This window comes from Brakhagea baltica (genome assembly GCF_052161605.1).
Classification (GTDB): domain Bacteria; phylum Planctomycetota; class Planctomycetia; order Pirellulales; family Pirellulaceae; genus JBKCUI01.
This window is the reverse complement of record NZ_CP197409.1, coordinates 6662161-6678672: the sequence shown is the minus strand read 5'-3', so window position 1 is coordinate 6678672 and position 16512 is coordinate 6662161. Positions and strand designations below refer to the sequence as shown.

At 51.2% G+C, this 16512-nt stretch carries 9 protein-coding genes; 5 read left to right on the top strand and 4 right to left on the bottom strand.

Annotation, left to right across the window (positions count from 1 at the left end):
• Positions 1–11: 11 nt before the first annotated feature.
• The 3 genes from SH449x_RS25885 to hisN form a co-directional block, all read right to left on the bottom strand.
• Positions 12–6605 (bottom strand): hypothetical protein, encoded by a 6594-nt coding sequence (locus tag SH449x_RS25885; RefSeq protein WP_482378972.1) that lies wholly within the window; start codon positions 6603–6605, stop codon positions 12–14.
• A complete protein-coding gene (locus SH449x_RS25880) occupies positions 6602–10300 on the bottom strand; it encodes a hypothetical protein (RefSeq protein WP_482378971.1) in 3699 nt (1232 codons plus the stop codon). The genes SH449x_RS25885 and SH449x_RS25880 overlap by 4 nt, the downstream gene beginning before the upstream one ends.
• Positions 10301–10569: 269 nt before the next feature.
• Complete coding sequence (hisN, locus tag SH449x_RS25875) at positions 10570–11472, bottom strand: histidinol-phosphatase (RefSeq protein WP_482378970.1); 903 nt, start codon at positions 11470–11472, stop codon at positions 10570–10572.
• Between the two features lie 118 nt (positions 11473–11590).
• Here hisN and udk point away from each other — a divergent pair, with 118 nt between their 5' ends.
• The 5 genes from udk to SH449x_RS25850 all read left to right on the top strand — a co-directional run bounded on the left by udk (position 11591) and on the right by SH449x_RS25850 (position 15233).
• Positions 11591–12253 (top strand): uridine kinase, encoded by a 663-nt coding sequence (gene udk, locus SH449x_RS25870; protein WP_482378969.1) that lies wholly within the window; start codon positions 11591–11593, stop codon positions 12251–12253.
• Positions 12254–12280: 27 nt separating this feature from the next.
• Positions 12281–12415 (top strand): hypothetical protein, encoded by a 135-nt coding sequence (locus SH449x_RS25865; protein ID WP_482378968.1) that lies wholly within the window; start codon positions 12281–12283, stop codon positions 12413–12415.
• Positions 12416–12428: 13 nt separating this feature from the next.
• Positions 12429–12659: a hypothetical protein gene (locus SH449x_RS25860; RefSeq protein ID WP_482378967.1), complete on the top strand. Its 231-nt coding sequence runs from the start codon at positions 12429–12431 to the stop codon at positions 12657–12659.
• Positions 12660–12764: 105 nt separating this feature from the next.
• The gene (locus SH449x_RS25855; RefSeq protein WP_482378966.1) at positions 12765–13019 is read left to right on the top strand and encodes a hypothetical protein; all 255 of its coding nucleotides are present in this window, start codon (positions 12765–12767) and stop codon (positions 13017–13019) included.
• A gap of 408 nt (positions 13020–13427) precedes the next feature.
• Complete coding sequence (locus SH449x_RS25850) at positions 13428–15233, top strand: hypothetical protein (RefSeq protein WP_482378965.1); 1806 nt, start codon at positions 13428–13430, stop codon at positions 15231–15233.
• Positions 15234–16052: 819 nt separating this feature from the next.
• Here the strand turns inward: SH449x_RS25850 and SH449x_RS25845 are convergent.
• Positions 16053–16508 carry a response regulator gene (locus SH449x_RS25845; protein WP_482378964.1) on the bottom strand — a complete coding sequence of 152 codons (456 nt, stop codon included), beginning with the start codon at positions 16506–16508 and terminating at the stop codon, positions 16053–16055.
• Positions 16509–16512: the final 4 nt, after the last annotated feature.

The following is a 16512-nucleotide window of genomic DNA, read 5'->3' as shown; positions in this document are numbered from 1 at the left end:
TGAGCTTTTCTTTAGTTGGCCCTTCCTCTTCCAAGCCTACGATTCGAACGATTTAGCCAAATCGTGTCGAGCCCAACCAGCAATACGACCAACAGAAACAACACGGTCAGTATCCATAGCCCCGTCAACATCCACAATACCAACCCCAAAAGCGAGAGCGTGGCTAGCGGATATCGTTTGCCATTGGCAACAACGATGACGCCAAGTGCGGGCAATACAGTCCAGAGCCAACTGTACTGCCACGGAGTCTCCGTCGCTCGCTCCGACAATTGCTCCAAGTCTCTACCGTTCCCTAGCTGAGAAATCTGCAAACTCGAAGAACTGGGAAGCACCGTTGTAAATTGCTCCAACTCTCTCTGAATCTCAGCCATCCGTGCCTGCTCGCTCTCGGCCAGGCCGGGGGCATGGAGTCTCGCCAATTCGCTGATACGATTCGCCCAAAACGTTCCGTGAGATGCGGCATCAGACCCTGCTACAGCTCGGTCGCCGATCTGTCTCTTTGTTGTGGAAAGGATCGCCTTGGCGGCCTGAAAAAAGTGGGACCAACCAGAATCGGTTTCTGTCGCAGTGCTGAGCTTCATGGCTGCAACAGAACTGCTCGACGGTAAGCCTATCTCCAAGATCGATTCGTCATTTCCATGCATCTCAATCGGCGGGCTATCTTTCTCACTCCCCGTCGAGCTATCGGTCGTTACTTCGATCTCGAGCTCATTCCACTGTCCGCTGGGAAAAGGGGGAACATAGATCGTCAATTGCAATGACTCGACTCTATGTGAAAGCGGCATTCCATTCCAACGAACGGATTGAACAGCGATGGAAGGCTCGAGGTCCACGATAACGGTCGGCTCGAATTGATTCCACCAATAACGATATACATCATTTTCAGAATTGTTAGCACCAGCGTTGCGCTCGCTCCATAGAAAGCGGCTCTGTTCAAGACTAGCTTTAGCAACGCTCGGTTGTGCAATCTTCTCGAGCTGACTCAGCTCCTCAGCCATACCGTTTTCTAACTCGATCTCGGAGAGGTTTAGTACTCGAAGCCAATCACTCATTTCTTGAAACTGTGTCCATTCCTCATCGGTCATCGAAAAGCTTAGCTCGAAAGGGACGTTGGCTGTCGACTCGAATCGACGCTCCAGTGGCAGCTTTATCCAAGCCTTACCATTCAGTGGGCATGGAATCGTCGCCACTGCGGTATCGCTTCGCCACCGATTCGCCAGGGACGATGGTATCTCCCAAATGATCGCTGCAACGCTATCAGGCTGGACCGCGAAGTCGCCAGACAAAACGATCTCGAACCGCCCGTCCACCACGTTGCGTCGTTGACTCGCTCTGACTGTTCCTTTCGCCACAGGACTGCGAGCGGTGACTCGCATTTGGTCGCCCGGCATTAGCGTTGCGACTCCTTGCTCTTCGCCGAGTCCGAGAAGCACCTTCTCCGTGGCCGAGGCTGAGATCAAATCAACTCGCCAGCGATTCGAAGCCACCAGTTCCACCGATTGTTCTGGCATGGGAGAGTTCAGAATTCCAAGCCACGGGATTGGTATGACGGTGTCGGTGGGGAGTTCGCGTTTAACTAGCCGTACTGTGAAGTCATAATTTTCCCAGTTGGAACGCTCTGCAACTAACTGAGCGAACCGAACACCATTTTCTTCCCGTTCGTAAACTCGCACTTTGAAATTCCTGTTGGTGGCCTCCTCCAGCACGAAACCGCTGGGTAGTTCCAACTCGAGAATATCGGTATGGGACGTTCCAAAAAACTCAACGCGACTGGTCAGCACCTGTTTGTCAGCATCGATAAACCAACGCGAGGCAACACGAGCCCTGAGGTTCTTATTCGGTACGGTTCGCCGCAGATAGCCACCTCCGGTCTGTGGCACACGAAGAGAAGTGGAACGCTGATCCGCCTTGATCAGTTTGAGATCCGGCCAGTTGAGGGACTCCGATTCGTTGAGAACAGGAGTCCAGTTCGTGACTTGCTCGACATTCCACTCCGACCTAGTCACTCGAGCGAATCGCAGTGTCCGAGGCCGAATGAACGGTTCAACGCACTCGGCGAAAAGCAAACTGGCTTCGGATGCCGATCGATCCGCTAAAGCCCAATAGATAGAAGCCTCCGATTCCGCTCTTTCGCTACTGTTGGGCACCAACTCAAAAATGTATCGTCTCAGGTATTGAAGACGACCATTGCGAGTTTCCACTAATTTGAGATTGCCCCAGCTGGACCCTACCGGCTCCCACATTTTGTCGGCCTCAATGGTGATTCGTTTGTCGAGCGAGCTACCTGTGCCGGCCTTAAGCAAAGTTCTGGCAATCACCGTTTTTCCTTGCAACAGTAATTCTATATCAAACGTTAAATCCGTCTGCGATCGGGTTGCTAGAACGCTGGACATGACCGGCTCGTAACGAACTTTACCTCGCACCGATGACATGGCACCCAAATGCACGACGTACCGCCCCGACTCTTTGTCGAGCGATGCCCCCTGGGACTCTACATCGAATCGTACTGTCGGGTCGGTATCGACCTCCAAAACAGCATTCGCCGCCGGCAAAATGGCGAGCTCTAGGTCGCGTGAATCCAACGCAATCGTTCCGACAGCTGCAGCTGGGCGATTCACCCACCGTGGCACATGATACACCTGTATGGTCCGCATGCCTTCGCGATCACTTACCCAGGTCAAGTACTCTCGCGTCGGCGACAAGGCTGGAACGATCGCGACCTCACGACCATCGACGAGCATGCGACTGAACGTTTGCAAGCCCGGCTTGAACGGAATCTCAATCGTCGCATTGGGTTCGTAGGCATAAATTTCGTAAGTCGAGACGATCTGATCGACTCCTTCCACGGTCATTCCGCGAGCACTGAGTTTTAGCTGATGTCGCGCAGACTTCAGGACATACGGCACCCCAGGATTCCCTCGCAGTTTTTTCAGCAAAGAATCGGGGACGAGCACTTGATCGACGATTCCTTCGCCGGTTTCCGGATTCTTGGCGTAAGGAATAAGAACTTTGGGAATGCTCGGCGTTAGAGGTGGCATGCTCTCCTGGGCTTGCAGTCTTGATTGGCCCGCGAGGAGGAACAAGGAACAGAGCCCGGCAATGATGAATCGATTCAACATCTCGACTTGAGAACCTTGTGCAGCATCCCATAACGTTGAGTTTGAGGACTTGCGAACAAGATTCGTAGGGCTGCGAGTCACGGCGATACGAATTTGCCAAAGAGCTGCCCCGATTAATGCTCCCCACAAGCCTGCTAAACCAATTGCATTCCCGTATCCAGCAGAAGCTTCTCCTAGTAAAGCAAGCCAAGCGATCGTAACCACGCAAGCTGCTAGGAAGAGCCACTTGGAAAGTCTACAAACAAACGCTCCAACAAAGACACCCATACAAAGCACAAAGATACTCCACCTATCTTGTACTGTTACATTCCAAAAACGGTATGGCGAGCCGCTTGCCAAACCACTGGAGTCCGCGACTAGCTTCCATCCGTTTTGGCTTCGCTCAAAAAAGTGGGTCGTTTCGCTCGACAACTGGTCCTTCGATAGACCGCTAAGTTTGGCCACTTCGAGATTGACTGGTCGATCGGCTTGGTTCGATGATTCACCGTTCGAATCCACCGGACTAGGAGCGAGCTTTTGCCATGGGCTCCAGATCCAAAGACTATCCGAGAGGGGGCGATTAATGAGGGAAATATAAGGCACCGCTGTGTTTAGCTTGGCCGACCACCGCGACTCATTCGGAAACCAGACACGACCGCGAGTGCTGAGCGGCTCCCCTTCTTCTGTAAGGAGTACAGGTGGGGACACATCGAGTGAATGAAAGACTCCAGGCAAACTCAAAGCCTGACTCCGCTTCGCAACAAACGGCAAAACGAGCGATTCCTCGGATCGTGCAGCTGGGGTAGCTCGATTAACCTGAGTCATGCGGATGGACAAAATCGGTTCCTTTGAACTGCGATCAATCCACGCTGCTAAAAGATCATTCTGGGCAGGCTCATGGTTTAGTTCGATGTCCCAGCCTGGTTCGACGTGAAATCGTTGCTCACCTACAAATGCTTGAGGGAATCGCAACTCCCAATAGGTTGAGACCCATCCCTGACCGTCAACGGTCATATCATAATGGGCTTTAGGTGTAGCATTTTTGATTGGACTCAGGGGGCGGAAACTCTCCGCTGAAGTTAGCTCGAGGAATTGTGCATCGTGCTCCAAATCCTCATTTTTCAATACGTACACCAGCTCGCCAGCGATGTCGTACTCCCAACGCCCCCGCTGTGGTTGCTTGATTTCCAGTGCGGAATCAATCGTTAACGACAATGACGAAATGCCACCATTCAAGATTCTGGGGATAGCAATCTGCACTTGATCATCGATTACTGGATGATTCGCACTTAGAACAAGCGATGGATTGGAGTCTGGGAGTTTGATTTGGTAAACGGTATTGGCTGCATTTCCAACTTGATTGATGATTGGTTCGGCACCAGAAGCAACAGGTGCCGTGTAGGCGTTACCTGCCTTGTCGAGCATTCTCCAGGCAATCGCGGTGGCATCTGTCGATTCATAGAGGAGGCTTAGCTGATCCACGTTGAGAGCAGGATCGACCTCGATAACATACTCGGCACGGACCAGCCCAGTACCAACTCGCTTGACACCCCCTTTGATGGCCGCGTTCGCAATCAGTTTGGGTGTATTCTTGAAAACGCGTATCGAAGCCGATTTCAAAGGGAATACCGCGATCGAGTCTGCTGCTCCTAAGTATGCCTTTTCGTCAAGCGTCAATTGAGATACGGGAATCGTTTCATTCGCTCGGAGGCCTTTAATCGCCCAGTCGGTGGGCAATGACTCCACAACCAGTTTGTTCGAAAGGGATTCTCCATCGATCCTGATCCAATTCGAGTCAAAATCGATTTGGGAAAGCAAGTCCTGCGATTCGTGTTGCAACTCCAGGTCTAAGATAGTAGATATCTCGGTCGAATCGCCCAGAACAAAAAAACGATTCCTTTCACCATCTCGCTCCTTGGTCACCGTCCAACCGCTAGCAAGAGACATGGCGGTGTCTATCACAGTGAGCCCTTGCCACTCGTTCGGCAATACAATAGAGAAAGGCATCCGATGATGCGGAGGTATCATCAGTCTCATCGAGACCTTTGGTACGCCACTTCGGGTCGTGATTTTGGTGATCGCGCGAGCTGTCCTCGCTTTTACCTTAGGAGCGAGGCTTACTAGGATTTCGGGACCATAGCCAGACCATTCCCAAACGGTTTCCAGCTCTCTTTCCAAAGGACGAAGCTTGGCAAAGGTTTGAATCTTGGCAAATTCTTGATCCGCAGATCGCTTGATCGAGGTGGTCCCCTTTAACACGAACGACTTGTCCAGCGTCATAGGTGGGAGGACGACGTCGTCACTATCTCTATCTTTCAAGAGTGTTAGATAGGAAATCCTCAAAGAAGTCGTAGCATCGCGCGTCGGAGGAATACGCCGCAGCTCTTCAGGTGTGACCACTACCATGCCATCCAGGAATCGCCACCCGACTTCTCGCCCCGCAACAGTCAACGAGCGAATCCGAGTCGTCGATGGTAAAGCGAACTGTAGCGGGCGGTCCCACAACGTTCGTTCTCCCCCTATTTCTAGCCGGGTGTTGCTGACGATAGCAAACGGATTGATTTCATGCTCAGTGTTCTGCTCGAGAACCATATAGTCCAACGAATTACCAACACTCTTTCCAAATGCAGGTGCTTCGTCGAAGCTAATCGTGAAACGACAACTGCTAATGCCGGACAGTTCTATTAACCAACGAGTGTCGCCAGAGAAGTTGAGACGGTTCAACTCCAAGTCTGCTTGCTCTCCCCATTCACCAAACCGCTTACCTACCGTTTTCCAATCTTCGATCTTGTAAGCCGGGGCATCCGAGTCAATAATCTCGGCTTGTTTGGGCAAAGATAAGATCAAGCAGGCATCGCTAACTCTTGGGATCGAAAAGCTAAATTCCAGTTTCGTGGGTTTACTCGTGTTTAAGCTTCTCATGCTCCAGGGAAAGGGCAGATCGAGCGGTTGCATTGCCGCTTCGATTGAGGCTCGTTGCAGATTTATCACGGGCAGCCCAGTTCGGTCGTGCCCCCACATGTTGTCCACAGGTGTCCTAGCAATTCGACTCGACAGTGTGGATTCCCCCGGACGATTCGTATTGATCGCGAGGGACCACGGATCCAAACTAAAGGTCTCTGCTGTAAGCGAACCTCTCGAAAATCGGATCCGAGATGCGATGGAAACCAAGTTAGCTCCATCGAGTCGCGCCGAGAGGTAAAGATTGCTGATCTCCGGTGCTCGTCGAAAAATTTCCGCTGTTTCATTATCAACTTGCAGCGGCGAGAAGATCCCCTGCCAGTCTTCTCGGCGAAGCGGATCGTATTCGCTTAAGTCATCGGCCCACTGTTCGTACACTTCTATCGGCAGGAATACGCGTTGATAGGGAATGATCGATTGTGTCGGAATATCATCCAACTGCACCGATGCTCGTTCGGGCTCTTGGGGGGCAACCTGGGCGACTGCGTTCAACGCAATGAAGAACCAGCAGGCACAGCAAGCCGAGAATGATACGCGAGATATCATCTCAATGGCCCCTTAACGCTTGATCCGCCCTGTCTTCTTCCGTCCTCACGCATCCGGAGTTCCGTTGAATCGTTGGATTCCCGAACGATATCGTTGCTTGGGGAAATGGTCGTGGGTAACGTATCGATCGGATTGACCGGTCCCTCCTGCCTGATATTGACTTTCGAATCCGATTTCCCACTTGATCGATATTGCAACGTACCGACGGTCGTTCCTCGCCCAGCCAAAACGGTTCTGCGCCGAGAACTGCGGTCGAGAACCCAACTGATTATCATCGCGGCAACGGCAAACACGCCAGTCAATAGGGCAACCTGAGACAGCAAAATCGTCCCCTCGAGCCACCAAAAGGACATGCCGACCAACATGATAAGGTAACACATCAGGGCAAACGGAGATCGCAACCACGCGTTCGAATATACAAGGCTAGTAAAACATAAAGTCACCAGTCCGACCGGAAACCACACGACGTATGCCGGCACCAGGCATACCCAACGATCGTGCATGGGGTTGATCGCCATGACGGAGTATTGAGCCAGTTGCAGGTCTAGGTCGGGTTGCTTTGATGCACCTATCCAGGATTCAATCTCTGACTGAGATCGCGGATCTTGCCGAGAAAATAGAAATCTCGACCAACTCCAATGGTTTTGAGGTGCCAAGGTTTCAGAAGATGCTAAGAGGTGCTGGGTCGAGGGCGTCAGAATCTGCCACAGAACGGGAGTGCTCAGCTCTCCGCCTCCCTCAATCTCAATACTGGGCAATCCTAGAACATGCCAAAAACCCGCAGTGTTTTTCTCCCAGATAAAGAGCTCTATAACCGTGGCGGAATCTATCTCGTCGCTCTCTGTACCGATCGCTGTACGAATTCCGAAGTTAGAATCCGCTATCAAGCCGCGACTAATGATCATCTCCTTATTCTCATCGGACGTAAAGGTCCACGTCGCTCTAGCTCCATTGACGCTTACCTCTGTCTCTGCGGGTAGGGACACTTGCGAACGCAAACGGATCGTTGGCTCCGTAGCATCGACTCGAAGAACGATGCGGTGTCGAACGCCCTCCCTTTGAACTACGGATTGCACCCAAGCTTTTTCGAGCTCCACGTTGGACGTTGCTCTGGGATCCTGCTTTACGAGAACACCCTGGAGCCTAACGCTATCGAAAGGAATATCGAGCCGAGTCTGTTTCCAAATGTCGTTTCCGATCCGTATTTCTGCGATACTCTTGGAAAACGCAATATCTTCGACCACCAGTCTCGTGTCCGGTTCCGAAAGAACCAAACACACACATGATAATTGCTGGAGGTGAGATTGATTTACTCCCGATTCGAGCAACGCAAATCCATAGTCAATCTGCAAAGAGCTCGAGCTTGTGTTGCTATCGACTAAACCATCCTCCATGCGCCTCAGGGATAGTAGCGAGGGTGTATCCTGAGAAACCTGCGATCTAAGAAATTCAGGTATCGTTAGCCTTACCCAGTTGTGATCGGGCTTGCACATAGGAAGCCGAAAGTTCAACCTCGCAATCTCCTCATCCCCCAATGGTGTCCATTCGGTAAGGGGCGTACCATTAAACGTAAGATCGAATGCTGAGCGTGGTGCTTCGGAGGGGGATTCATTAGTCACTTCCTCTGCAAACTGCTCCAGCGACGGCAACAATCGCTTTGGCAGGGCAAGTAACAAATGACCGGGAAATGCTCCCTTGGACTTCAGCAACCACTCTTGTTCAAACCCTTGCGTTCCACGTCCAGCCATGATGCGGATCGTCTCGTTGGATTCCAACTCAGGTGGAAGCAATTTCAAGTTGAGCTTCCATTGCTTTTGTGATTGCTCGCCACGATTCATCGCGTTTAGCGAGGAGCGAGATGGCAGTCGAGACAGCGACAACAGCCGCGAATCATTGGCAATGCTATCCAACAGGGAGGCAGTTCCCGAAACACTGACCGCATTCTCTCCCTCAGCATCCGAACCTCGATTCTGCAACTGAAAGATCGACGACTCGAAACGAACCACCCCAGCAGGGCTCCAAAGTCGCCTTGTTTGCGTCACCTCGTCAAGCCAGGAGAGAACGGGCACATTCAAATCCAACTCGGACAACTTTCCAGAATTTTCAATAGAGGCAAAATCCGAAGCGGGAAGCGAATGGACACACTGTACGAGCACCCGTCTCGATACGCTCGTATCGGCGATCGGGGGAACTGCCGGGGATTCTGGCGTTTCATTGAGATCTGCTATGGGCAACGGCAGAATGACTATGTCATCCCCGGGTTTGGTCTGCTGATTCCCGTTCAATTGTTTACCATTCGAAAGCACGACGGCATTGACTAGCGACCAGCCTTTCCCTTCCCATTGAAGAAACGGAAGGTTCCGAACATCCTCTTTGAACTCCACAATCGTTGTCAAGAAGACCCGGTCAGCAAGAATTTGAACGCGATGATCCGCACGGATGGCTGGCAAAGTTTGTTCCTTGGCAATCTGGCACCGCAGCACAAGTGAGTCATCTGGAAGAAAAAAATTATTTGCCAGTACTTCCGTTGGGTCGGCGGAAACGGCTGTTCGAGTAAACAGTATGCCCTCCTGAGGTTCCCATACGAGCGATTGTGCACGACTGAGGCTGAGGGTGATGTTACCAGAATGCCTTGTGACATCGGACACCTTGGGTAAAGAGATTGCGAGAGCGAAGGTGTCAGCCGGCAGTCTACCAGTCCATTCGAGCGATACCTCAAACTCGCTTTGTACAATCGATTCGTCAATCTCGATGGTCTGAACGCGAGGAGAATCAACGCTGGGTATCAGACGGTATCCGGTCAATAGTGCCGTTGAAGACAAGCGATTTTTCCAAACGCTATCCTCAGGCAGTTCGACCGTAAAGCTACGCCCTCCCAAACGTCTCGGTCCTCGAATGGTCATTCGGCAGTTCACGCTATAATCGTTCTTCGCCGAGTCGACGGAGACTCGTAACTGACTGGTGACCTCAGTTGACTGCGCATTGTCGGTCGCAGCTTTGCGGGTCCAGGAAATAACCGACGCTCCACCCGGTACGCGAATAAGAAAACTCTTTTCCTCCAACCTCGGTTCCACAACCTCGCCTCCCGAACCAGATACCGAGATTTCCCAATCGTTAGGTGAAAGCGGAACAAGAATTCTCGAGGGTGAATTCGGAAGATCCAAACGCACCGATCCCCCGTCGGCAGAAGGAGTGATGCTCGTCACCGCTTCGAAGGAGTGCGTTAACCGTCCAGATTGAACTGGCCCATGCCGCCAAACGTAACCACCAGCCGTGGCAGGAATCACGCGTGAAACACTTCGCTGCTCCGAGGGAAGAATCTGAATATTGGAAAAAGCGATCGGAATCTCGAACCACTTTTCCGCCTCCTCTTCGAGCTCCCCACTCAAGGCGCCCTTCAATCGAACCAATCTCCCCTCTAGAGCGAGTTCCAGCGAGGTGTCCTCTAAGCGAAACGCAGGACTGAGGTTGGGAGCCGGATCGTTCTTCGTCCGGAGAAAGTTCTCGAACTCTTTGACGCGGTCCAGTAGCAGACGAACCAACTCGCGATTTTCGTTTTGATAGTAAACCGCATCCGGCAGAAAACCTGGAGGCAAATCGTCCAATTCGCCGGGACCGATGGGCGGTTGCGTCGGCTGAGCACGAGCCGGCGAACTTGCTATCGGTAGAGCAACCAGCGTCCACGCGAGTAACATAATTAGCAGCTTCCCCAATCGGATCGGCCTACTCCTTAGGTCGCTAGTCGATGATCGGTGAGGAAACACAAGTATGGTCCGTCTGTCCGTGGTTGCTTCTAGGTGTAAAATCTCGCTTGCCCAACTTCTCCATTCTACGCAAACCGCAACCTCAGATGAACTCGCTCCCGAGCCGACTCGCGGAAATAGATCGATACTGCCTTACTATCCGCCCTAAACCCTACAAACGGAACTTGGGAAACGTCTATTCGAAAATAAAGCTCATAAGTTCAGCTTGCGAAAGGCTTTAGCTCGTCAAGCACCGCGTCGTGAACCAGCCCGTTGCTCCCCAGGCAGTGCCCCGCGCGAATGTCATAGCGACCATCCCAGCTTGAAAATCGCCCGCCGGCTTCCTGAATCACCGGAGCGACGGCTGCTACGTCCCACGGATTGACAATGGGATCGATCATGACTTCAGCCCGCCCCGTTGCGACCAGCAAATAGCCGTACCCGTCTCCCCAGGTTCGCGTCACATAAGCTATCGACTCAAGCTTTGCGTAGGCGGTTAGAGCATTTCTAAGCTGGAAATTGTCTGCTTGCGACGTGACCAACAACCCATCCTCAAGGGCCGGTTGCTTGGAGACTTGGGCTCTTTGCATAGGGAGCGGCTTGTTTTCACCATCGACCGTTCCGTACCACGCCCCCATGCCTTTTGCTGCAATGATGATTTCGCGTAGGGCAGGGATCGCGATAACTCCAATCGTTGGCTCCCCGTTGTAGGTCATGCCTACCAAACTCGAATACAAAGGTACTCCCGAGATAAAGCTCTTCGTGCCGTCGATCGGATCAACAATCCACTCATAGCCAGAATCTCCAGCGACATTTCCCATTTCCTCGCCGACGATGGCATCGCCGGGAAAGCTCTGGCGAATCAACTCACGCACAACAGATTCCGTCTCCTTGTCAGCCTCGGTGACCGGCGACTTGTCACGTTTCCGCTCGACTTGAAAGCGATCTGTCCGGAAGTATTTGAGTGTCGTATTGCTAGCCTCTTCGGCGAGCCGCATTGCAAACGTGACCCTTCCATCGAAACCACTCTGCAACGCAGCGGGCAAACTAAATTTGGGAAACATATCTTTTTGATCCGGGGAAATAAACTCGGGCAGTCGCGGCTTGAGATTGTAATCGTTCAAGTGGAATTAATCAGGGGGATCTCACCAAGTCCAGCGATTCCAGAGTTCGCGAATCAAAGGTATAGTTGTCAACACGATACCGCACAACTCTTTGCTCCTTTCCCGTTTTGCTCACAGTATGGCCAGCGATAAAACGACAGTCACCCAAAAACAGCAGCCAACCGTATTGGGGATCGCGGGTGGTTCCGGCTCGGGAAAGTCAACGCTGGTGAAGGGGCTATTGGCGAGCAGCGTAGGAGGCCAAATTACGATTCTCAAGCATGACGACTACTATCGCAATCACAGCGACATGCCTGAGCCAATCCGCACTGCAGAAAACTGGGATCACCCCGAATCCATCGACAACGATCTGTTCGTATCGCACTTGATCGCACTCAAGCAGGGCGGCTCGATCGAATCACCTCAGTATGACTTCGCAACACACAGTCGACGACCAGAGACGCTTAGCATCGAAGCCAAACCGATCATCATCGTAGAGGGGATCCTCATTTTTGCGATCCCAGCGATTTGCGATCTGCTCGATTGGCGAATCTATTTGGAAGCCTCACCGGATGAACGTGTGCTTAGACGGATCATACGTGACACGCGAGAACGTGGCCGCACTCTAGAATCGGTCGTAATGCAATACCGGACCACGACTCGCGTCATGCATGACGAATGGATTGAGCCAAGTCGTGAGCACGCTCATTTTCTAATCCCGACTCAGCACGATCGACATCTGACCAAGACCTGTGAATTTCTGGAATGCTTCCTTCAGGAGCAACTACGTCGCTCGGCATGATGCAAACACGTCGGAAGAGGTGTCTTCATGCACGATCCAATTTCAATTCTCGACAACAATCACCAACTCAAGGCGCCGCTGGTTGTTGCTTGGTTCGGGGCCACTTTAGTCAATTCTATTTTGAGCGTTAATGGACACAGCCAGGTGTTTGAGCTAGGCTAATCATATGGACAGGATGCTTGAAATCGCAAAGCGAGTAGACGCCTTTATGATGGAACGATCACCGGTTCACGATACGATGCGCCGACTAGCAAATGCGTTTAATGAGCTGGAGATTCCGTTTGCGATCGCGGGAGCGATGGCAGCCAATGCACACGGACATCGCCGAACAACAGCCGATGTGAACGTGTTGTTGCGTCGTGAGGATTTGTCGCGATTCAAAGACCATTGGATCGGTCGCGGCTGACTAGATCTTTTCGAAGGCTCAAAGGGGTTCAAGGACACGCTCAATGGCGTAAAAGTCGATGTGTTGGACGTGGGTGGCTACCCTGGTGATGGCAAAGTTAAACCAGTGTCTTTTCCAACTCCTGAATCGGTTCGGGAGATTCACAACGAGAACTTGCCATTTCTCAATCTCAAAACGCTGCTTGAACTTAAGATAGCCAGTGGAATGACTGCTGCCCATCGTCCGAGAGATCTTGACGACGTGATCCAATTGATCCGCATCAACAATTTGGATCAGGCTTACGCAAGCCAACTCAATCCCTTTGTCCAAGAAAAATTCGCTGAGCTCTGGCAAGCCGCACAAATCTCCGAGGACTACTGAGCTTTTAAATTGATCGCAACGCTAGTTCGATCGAGAAGCGATCTCATAACAACGTCTGATCGCATTGTCCCCCGGATATCTACACAGCATCACACCACTCCAACGTGTTGCAACGTTGCGGCAAGCGCAGCCCTATCGGGGGTTGGTGCACCATTTTCGCGTGACAACCCCAACGGGGTTAAACATCAAAGCCCAGGGTCGCGAAGTGCACTCTGGGAACACGAAGAGCCCGCATCGAAAGAATGTAAAACAGTTGTCCTCAACTGTTTACGCACAGCCTGCTGATTTCCCCTGATCGTGGCGGCCAGATGAATGCAGCATCGTTCATCGAACCGCCGCAGACGACGTGATCGAAGGTAACGCAACCGTTGATGCAGACCTGAGTCTTGTAACGAGAAACTCACGACTATGCTACAATACTCAACCACTCAAAACGACCATATGCATGCGAGATTAGAAATGAATCAGTTGATGGTTAAGCTTTTATTGGTTGTGGTCTGCTTACTTTCCCATTCAAGTACGCGAGCGGATTTTGACTCCGCAAAGATTTTCCCTGCATCCGCTAAATTTTGGTTACAGATTTCTGATGTGCGGGCGGTCCGAGACTTGATGTCGGGAGGCCTTGTGGAGTCGATGTACCAGAAAATCGTGAAATCTGCTCAGTGGAGCACTGTCCTCCGGAATTTGAATCTCAACGATCACTCTGCATACAATCTAACGGGCTTGAAAACGGTTGAGCTGATTGAATTACTGGAAGGGGAAGTCGCGCTCGGGCTATTCGATGAAGATGAAGCGAAGAGATGGTGCTTTTTCCTTGATCCGAGGAGCGAGTATGTCGCATTGGAAATTCTTCGCTCTAATCTCGAGAAACAGTTTGAAAAGCGAGGCTGTATCCGAGCAGAGAATCGAATTGGGGATTGCTATTTATATTCTTGGAGCAAAGACGAAGACTGCTTTCTTACCTACGTGATTCGAAATGAGAAGCTTTTAGCATCGAACTCGCCCAGAATGCTTGCCGAAATGACAAAGAGGTGGATCGAAAAGGGTACGGATGGGCTACATGCTGATTTAGAATTTGCAACAGCTTGTAGGTCAACCTTTGCCCTATCGCAGCCCGGTATGAATCTATTCATTCGAAATCAGGAAATCAAACTGATTCGTTCGTTCGATGACGCAAATGACTATTCGTTATCCGTAGTCAACAATGTATATTGGGTGATGTTGAATGCGCTAGCCTCGCTCGATGTGTACGGAGTCCTCCCATTCTTCCAATCAGAAGTTACTTCGACTTTTGCAAGCTTACAATTTCCTGATAGGTCAAAAGGTGTTGAGCTCGCCCTCAAGGTTCAGATCAACACTCCTGACGGGGATAAGTTATTCGAGCAACCAGGCAGAGCGACTTTTCCAGAAGATGCCCCCTTTGCGGCATTTGATGCTATCAGTTACTCAGTTCTGAATGCCGACTTCTGGACAGCCTCGGATCACTTACGGCGATTGAGCATGGATGCGACGATGTTGAAAGCACATGAAGAAAATAGGCAACTTGCTCGAAAGCATGGTATACCGGAAACTATATTCGCCAATAAGGATAGCAAACATCTACTACCCATTGTGTTCAGATGCGTTCGAGCTGATGGTTCTAGTGCTATAATTTTCCGTTTTCGAAACCGGGATGTGTCCTTCGACACTTATTCCAAAAGTCGGATGCCTCCAAGGACTGGAGGTTTTATTTCTACAACGCGAACAGCCAGTTCGGATGGCGTCTATCATACCGAAATAATCAACATTTCTATGGAGTTCCCTGCAGAATTGGGGCTTGATACGTCTAAGATCGCCCCTAAGCCGAAGTACTATGGAATTCGTGGAGACTATTTCATCGTATGTAATTCAGAAAATTATTTCCGGGAACTACCGCTCAATCCGGAAGATCCCCTGGGTGAATCAATCGCCTACCAAATGGTTAAACGGAAGCTGGATGAGCAGTTTTCAGGAAAGGCGTTCGCTTTGGATTATTGGGATTTGTCACCATTGCTCGAGAACGCGGCAAATAGTTTCGAAAACTCTACGATTGGGACGCTTTTAGGAATAGTAGGCGCCAAGACATTCGATGATTTGTTCCGTTCCATGGCAGGAGATCTTGGGCCTGTTGGGGGTGCAGTCTCAAAGAACCAAAATGGTTTCCGACTGGAGTACATCATGCTAACTCGCCGATAGTATGTTACTGGGGCAGGACTCATTAATTGACGCCAGAGTCTTTGGTAAGCCATATTGACATGGCACGACGACCACGTGCTGATGAATCAGGTGGGCTTTGCCATGCTTTGAATCGCGGTAATGCCCGTCAGTCCATCTTTCGAAAAGAGGCCGTCTCAGAGGCTTTTGAAAAAAATTCTCTCCGAGAGGCTGGAGCTCTAAGATGCTTCTCTGTCCTTGTTTAAGTTTACAAGCCAAGCTGAGGACACACCACTTTTGGAAGCCCGGGGACAAAATGAGCCGCCAGCCGCTTCCGTTCCTCATCCAACCAAAATTTTAAGTGGGCGAGATTATTTCCAGTCAGCGGGGCATTCCCCAGCGTCTGACCGTTCTACCAAATCCCCGAACTCCGTCAAAAATGTGCTGCGTCCCCGTAACTCAGTGGCTGAGAAGTAACGTGACGACCGTCATGGCTCTGCAATGCCTCCCGCTTGCCGGGTGGATCTTTACGTTTCTCGCTACATAACTCCTCAGCCCCCGTCCCCCCCCTCTTTGCTCGGCGGCAAAGCCGCCGAGCAAAGAGGGGGGGATTGCAGTTGGTGCCATCGAATTAGCGACAAACATGAAACTCCACTGGACAAGCCAGTGGTATCTAAAGTCGGTGTCCCGATTCCGGGGGGGGCTTGGGCGGGCTAAGATCCCCGACCGACGTGAAGGCAAAGAAGTCTGATGTTGATGTTTATACTGGCAGGCGAGCTGCCTCATCAGATTTCATGATTGCGTGCCAGAATGCAACCGACGGACACCAAAGCCAGGGTCGTGAAACGCACCCTGGGAAAGCTAGTAAAACAGCCCTCTTGGAATGCTCGAATCGCTCGATGAGGAAAAAAACATGTCTTGCGATTTTTCCTCCCGTTCCCGCCTGCGTTTGAGAACCAACGAATCCATTCGAGCTGCAAAGGCTTTGTAATCTGTTGGCTTGTATTCGATTTCATCCACCCCCCGAGCTTTCAGATCATTTGTCAACTTGGGATCCGAGACGGAAGTGTGTACAACAATGAGAGGTCGATCGTCGAATTGAAGTAACTGAGTCACGAGCTCATAGCCATGAGTTTTTGGCATCAGAAGATCGGTCACGACCAAGTCGAATGTGGCAACATCCAAGGTGGTCAAGGCATCGGCACCATCGGACGAGCAGAGGCAATTAAAACCCACCAGCTTCAATCCAAAGGTGAGCATCTTGCGAACCATTTCATCATCGTCGACGATCAATGCGGTCATCAATTCCGATTTCATTCAT

Bases quoted from the DNA above. Each gene is read 5' to 3' on its own strand.
- SH449x_RS25885 (WP_482378972.1), bottom strand. From the start codon at position 6,605: ATGATATCTCGCGTATCATTCTCGGCTTGCTGTGCCTGCTGGTTCTTC.
- SH449x_RS25880 (WP_482378971.1), bottom strand. From the start codon at position 10,300: ATGTTACTCGCGTGGACGCTGGTTGCTCTACCGATAGCAAGTTCGCCG.
- udk (WP_482378969.1), top strand. From the start codon at position 11,591: ATGGCCAGCGATAAAACGACAGTCACCCAAAAACAGCAGCCAACCGTA.
- SH449x_RS25865 (WP_482378968.1), top strand. From the start codon at position 12,281: ATGCACGATCCAATTTCAATTCTCGACAACAATCACCAACTCAAGGCG.
- SH449x_RS25860 (WP_482378967.1), top strand. From the start codon at position 12,429: ATGCTTGAAATCGCAAAGCGAGTAGACGCCTTTATGATGGAACGATCA.
- SH449x_RS25850 (WP_482378965.1), top strand. From the start codon at position 13,428: ATGCTACAATACTCAACCACTCAAAACGACCATATGCATGCGAGATTA.
- SH449x_RS25845 (WP_482378964.1), bottom strand. From the start codon at position 16,508: ATGAAATCGGAATTGATGACCGCATTGATCGTCGACGATGATGAAATG.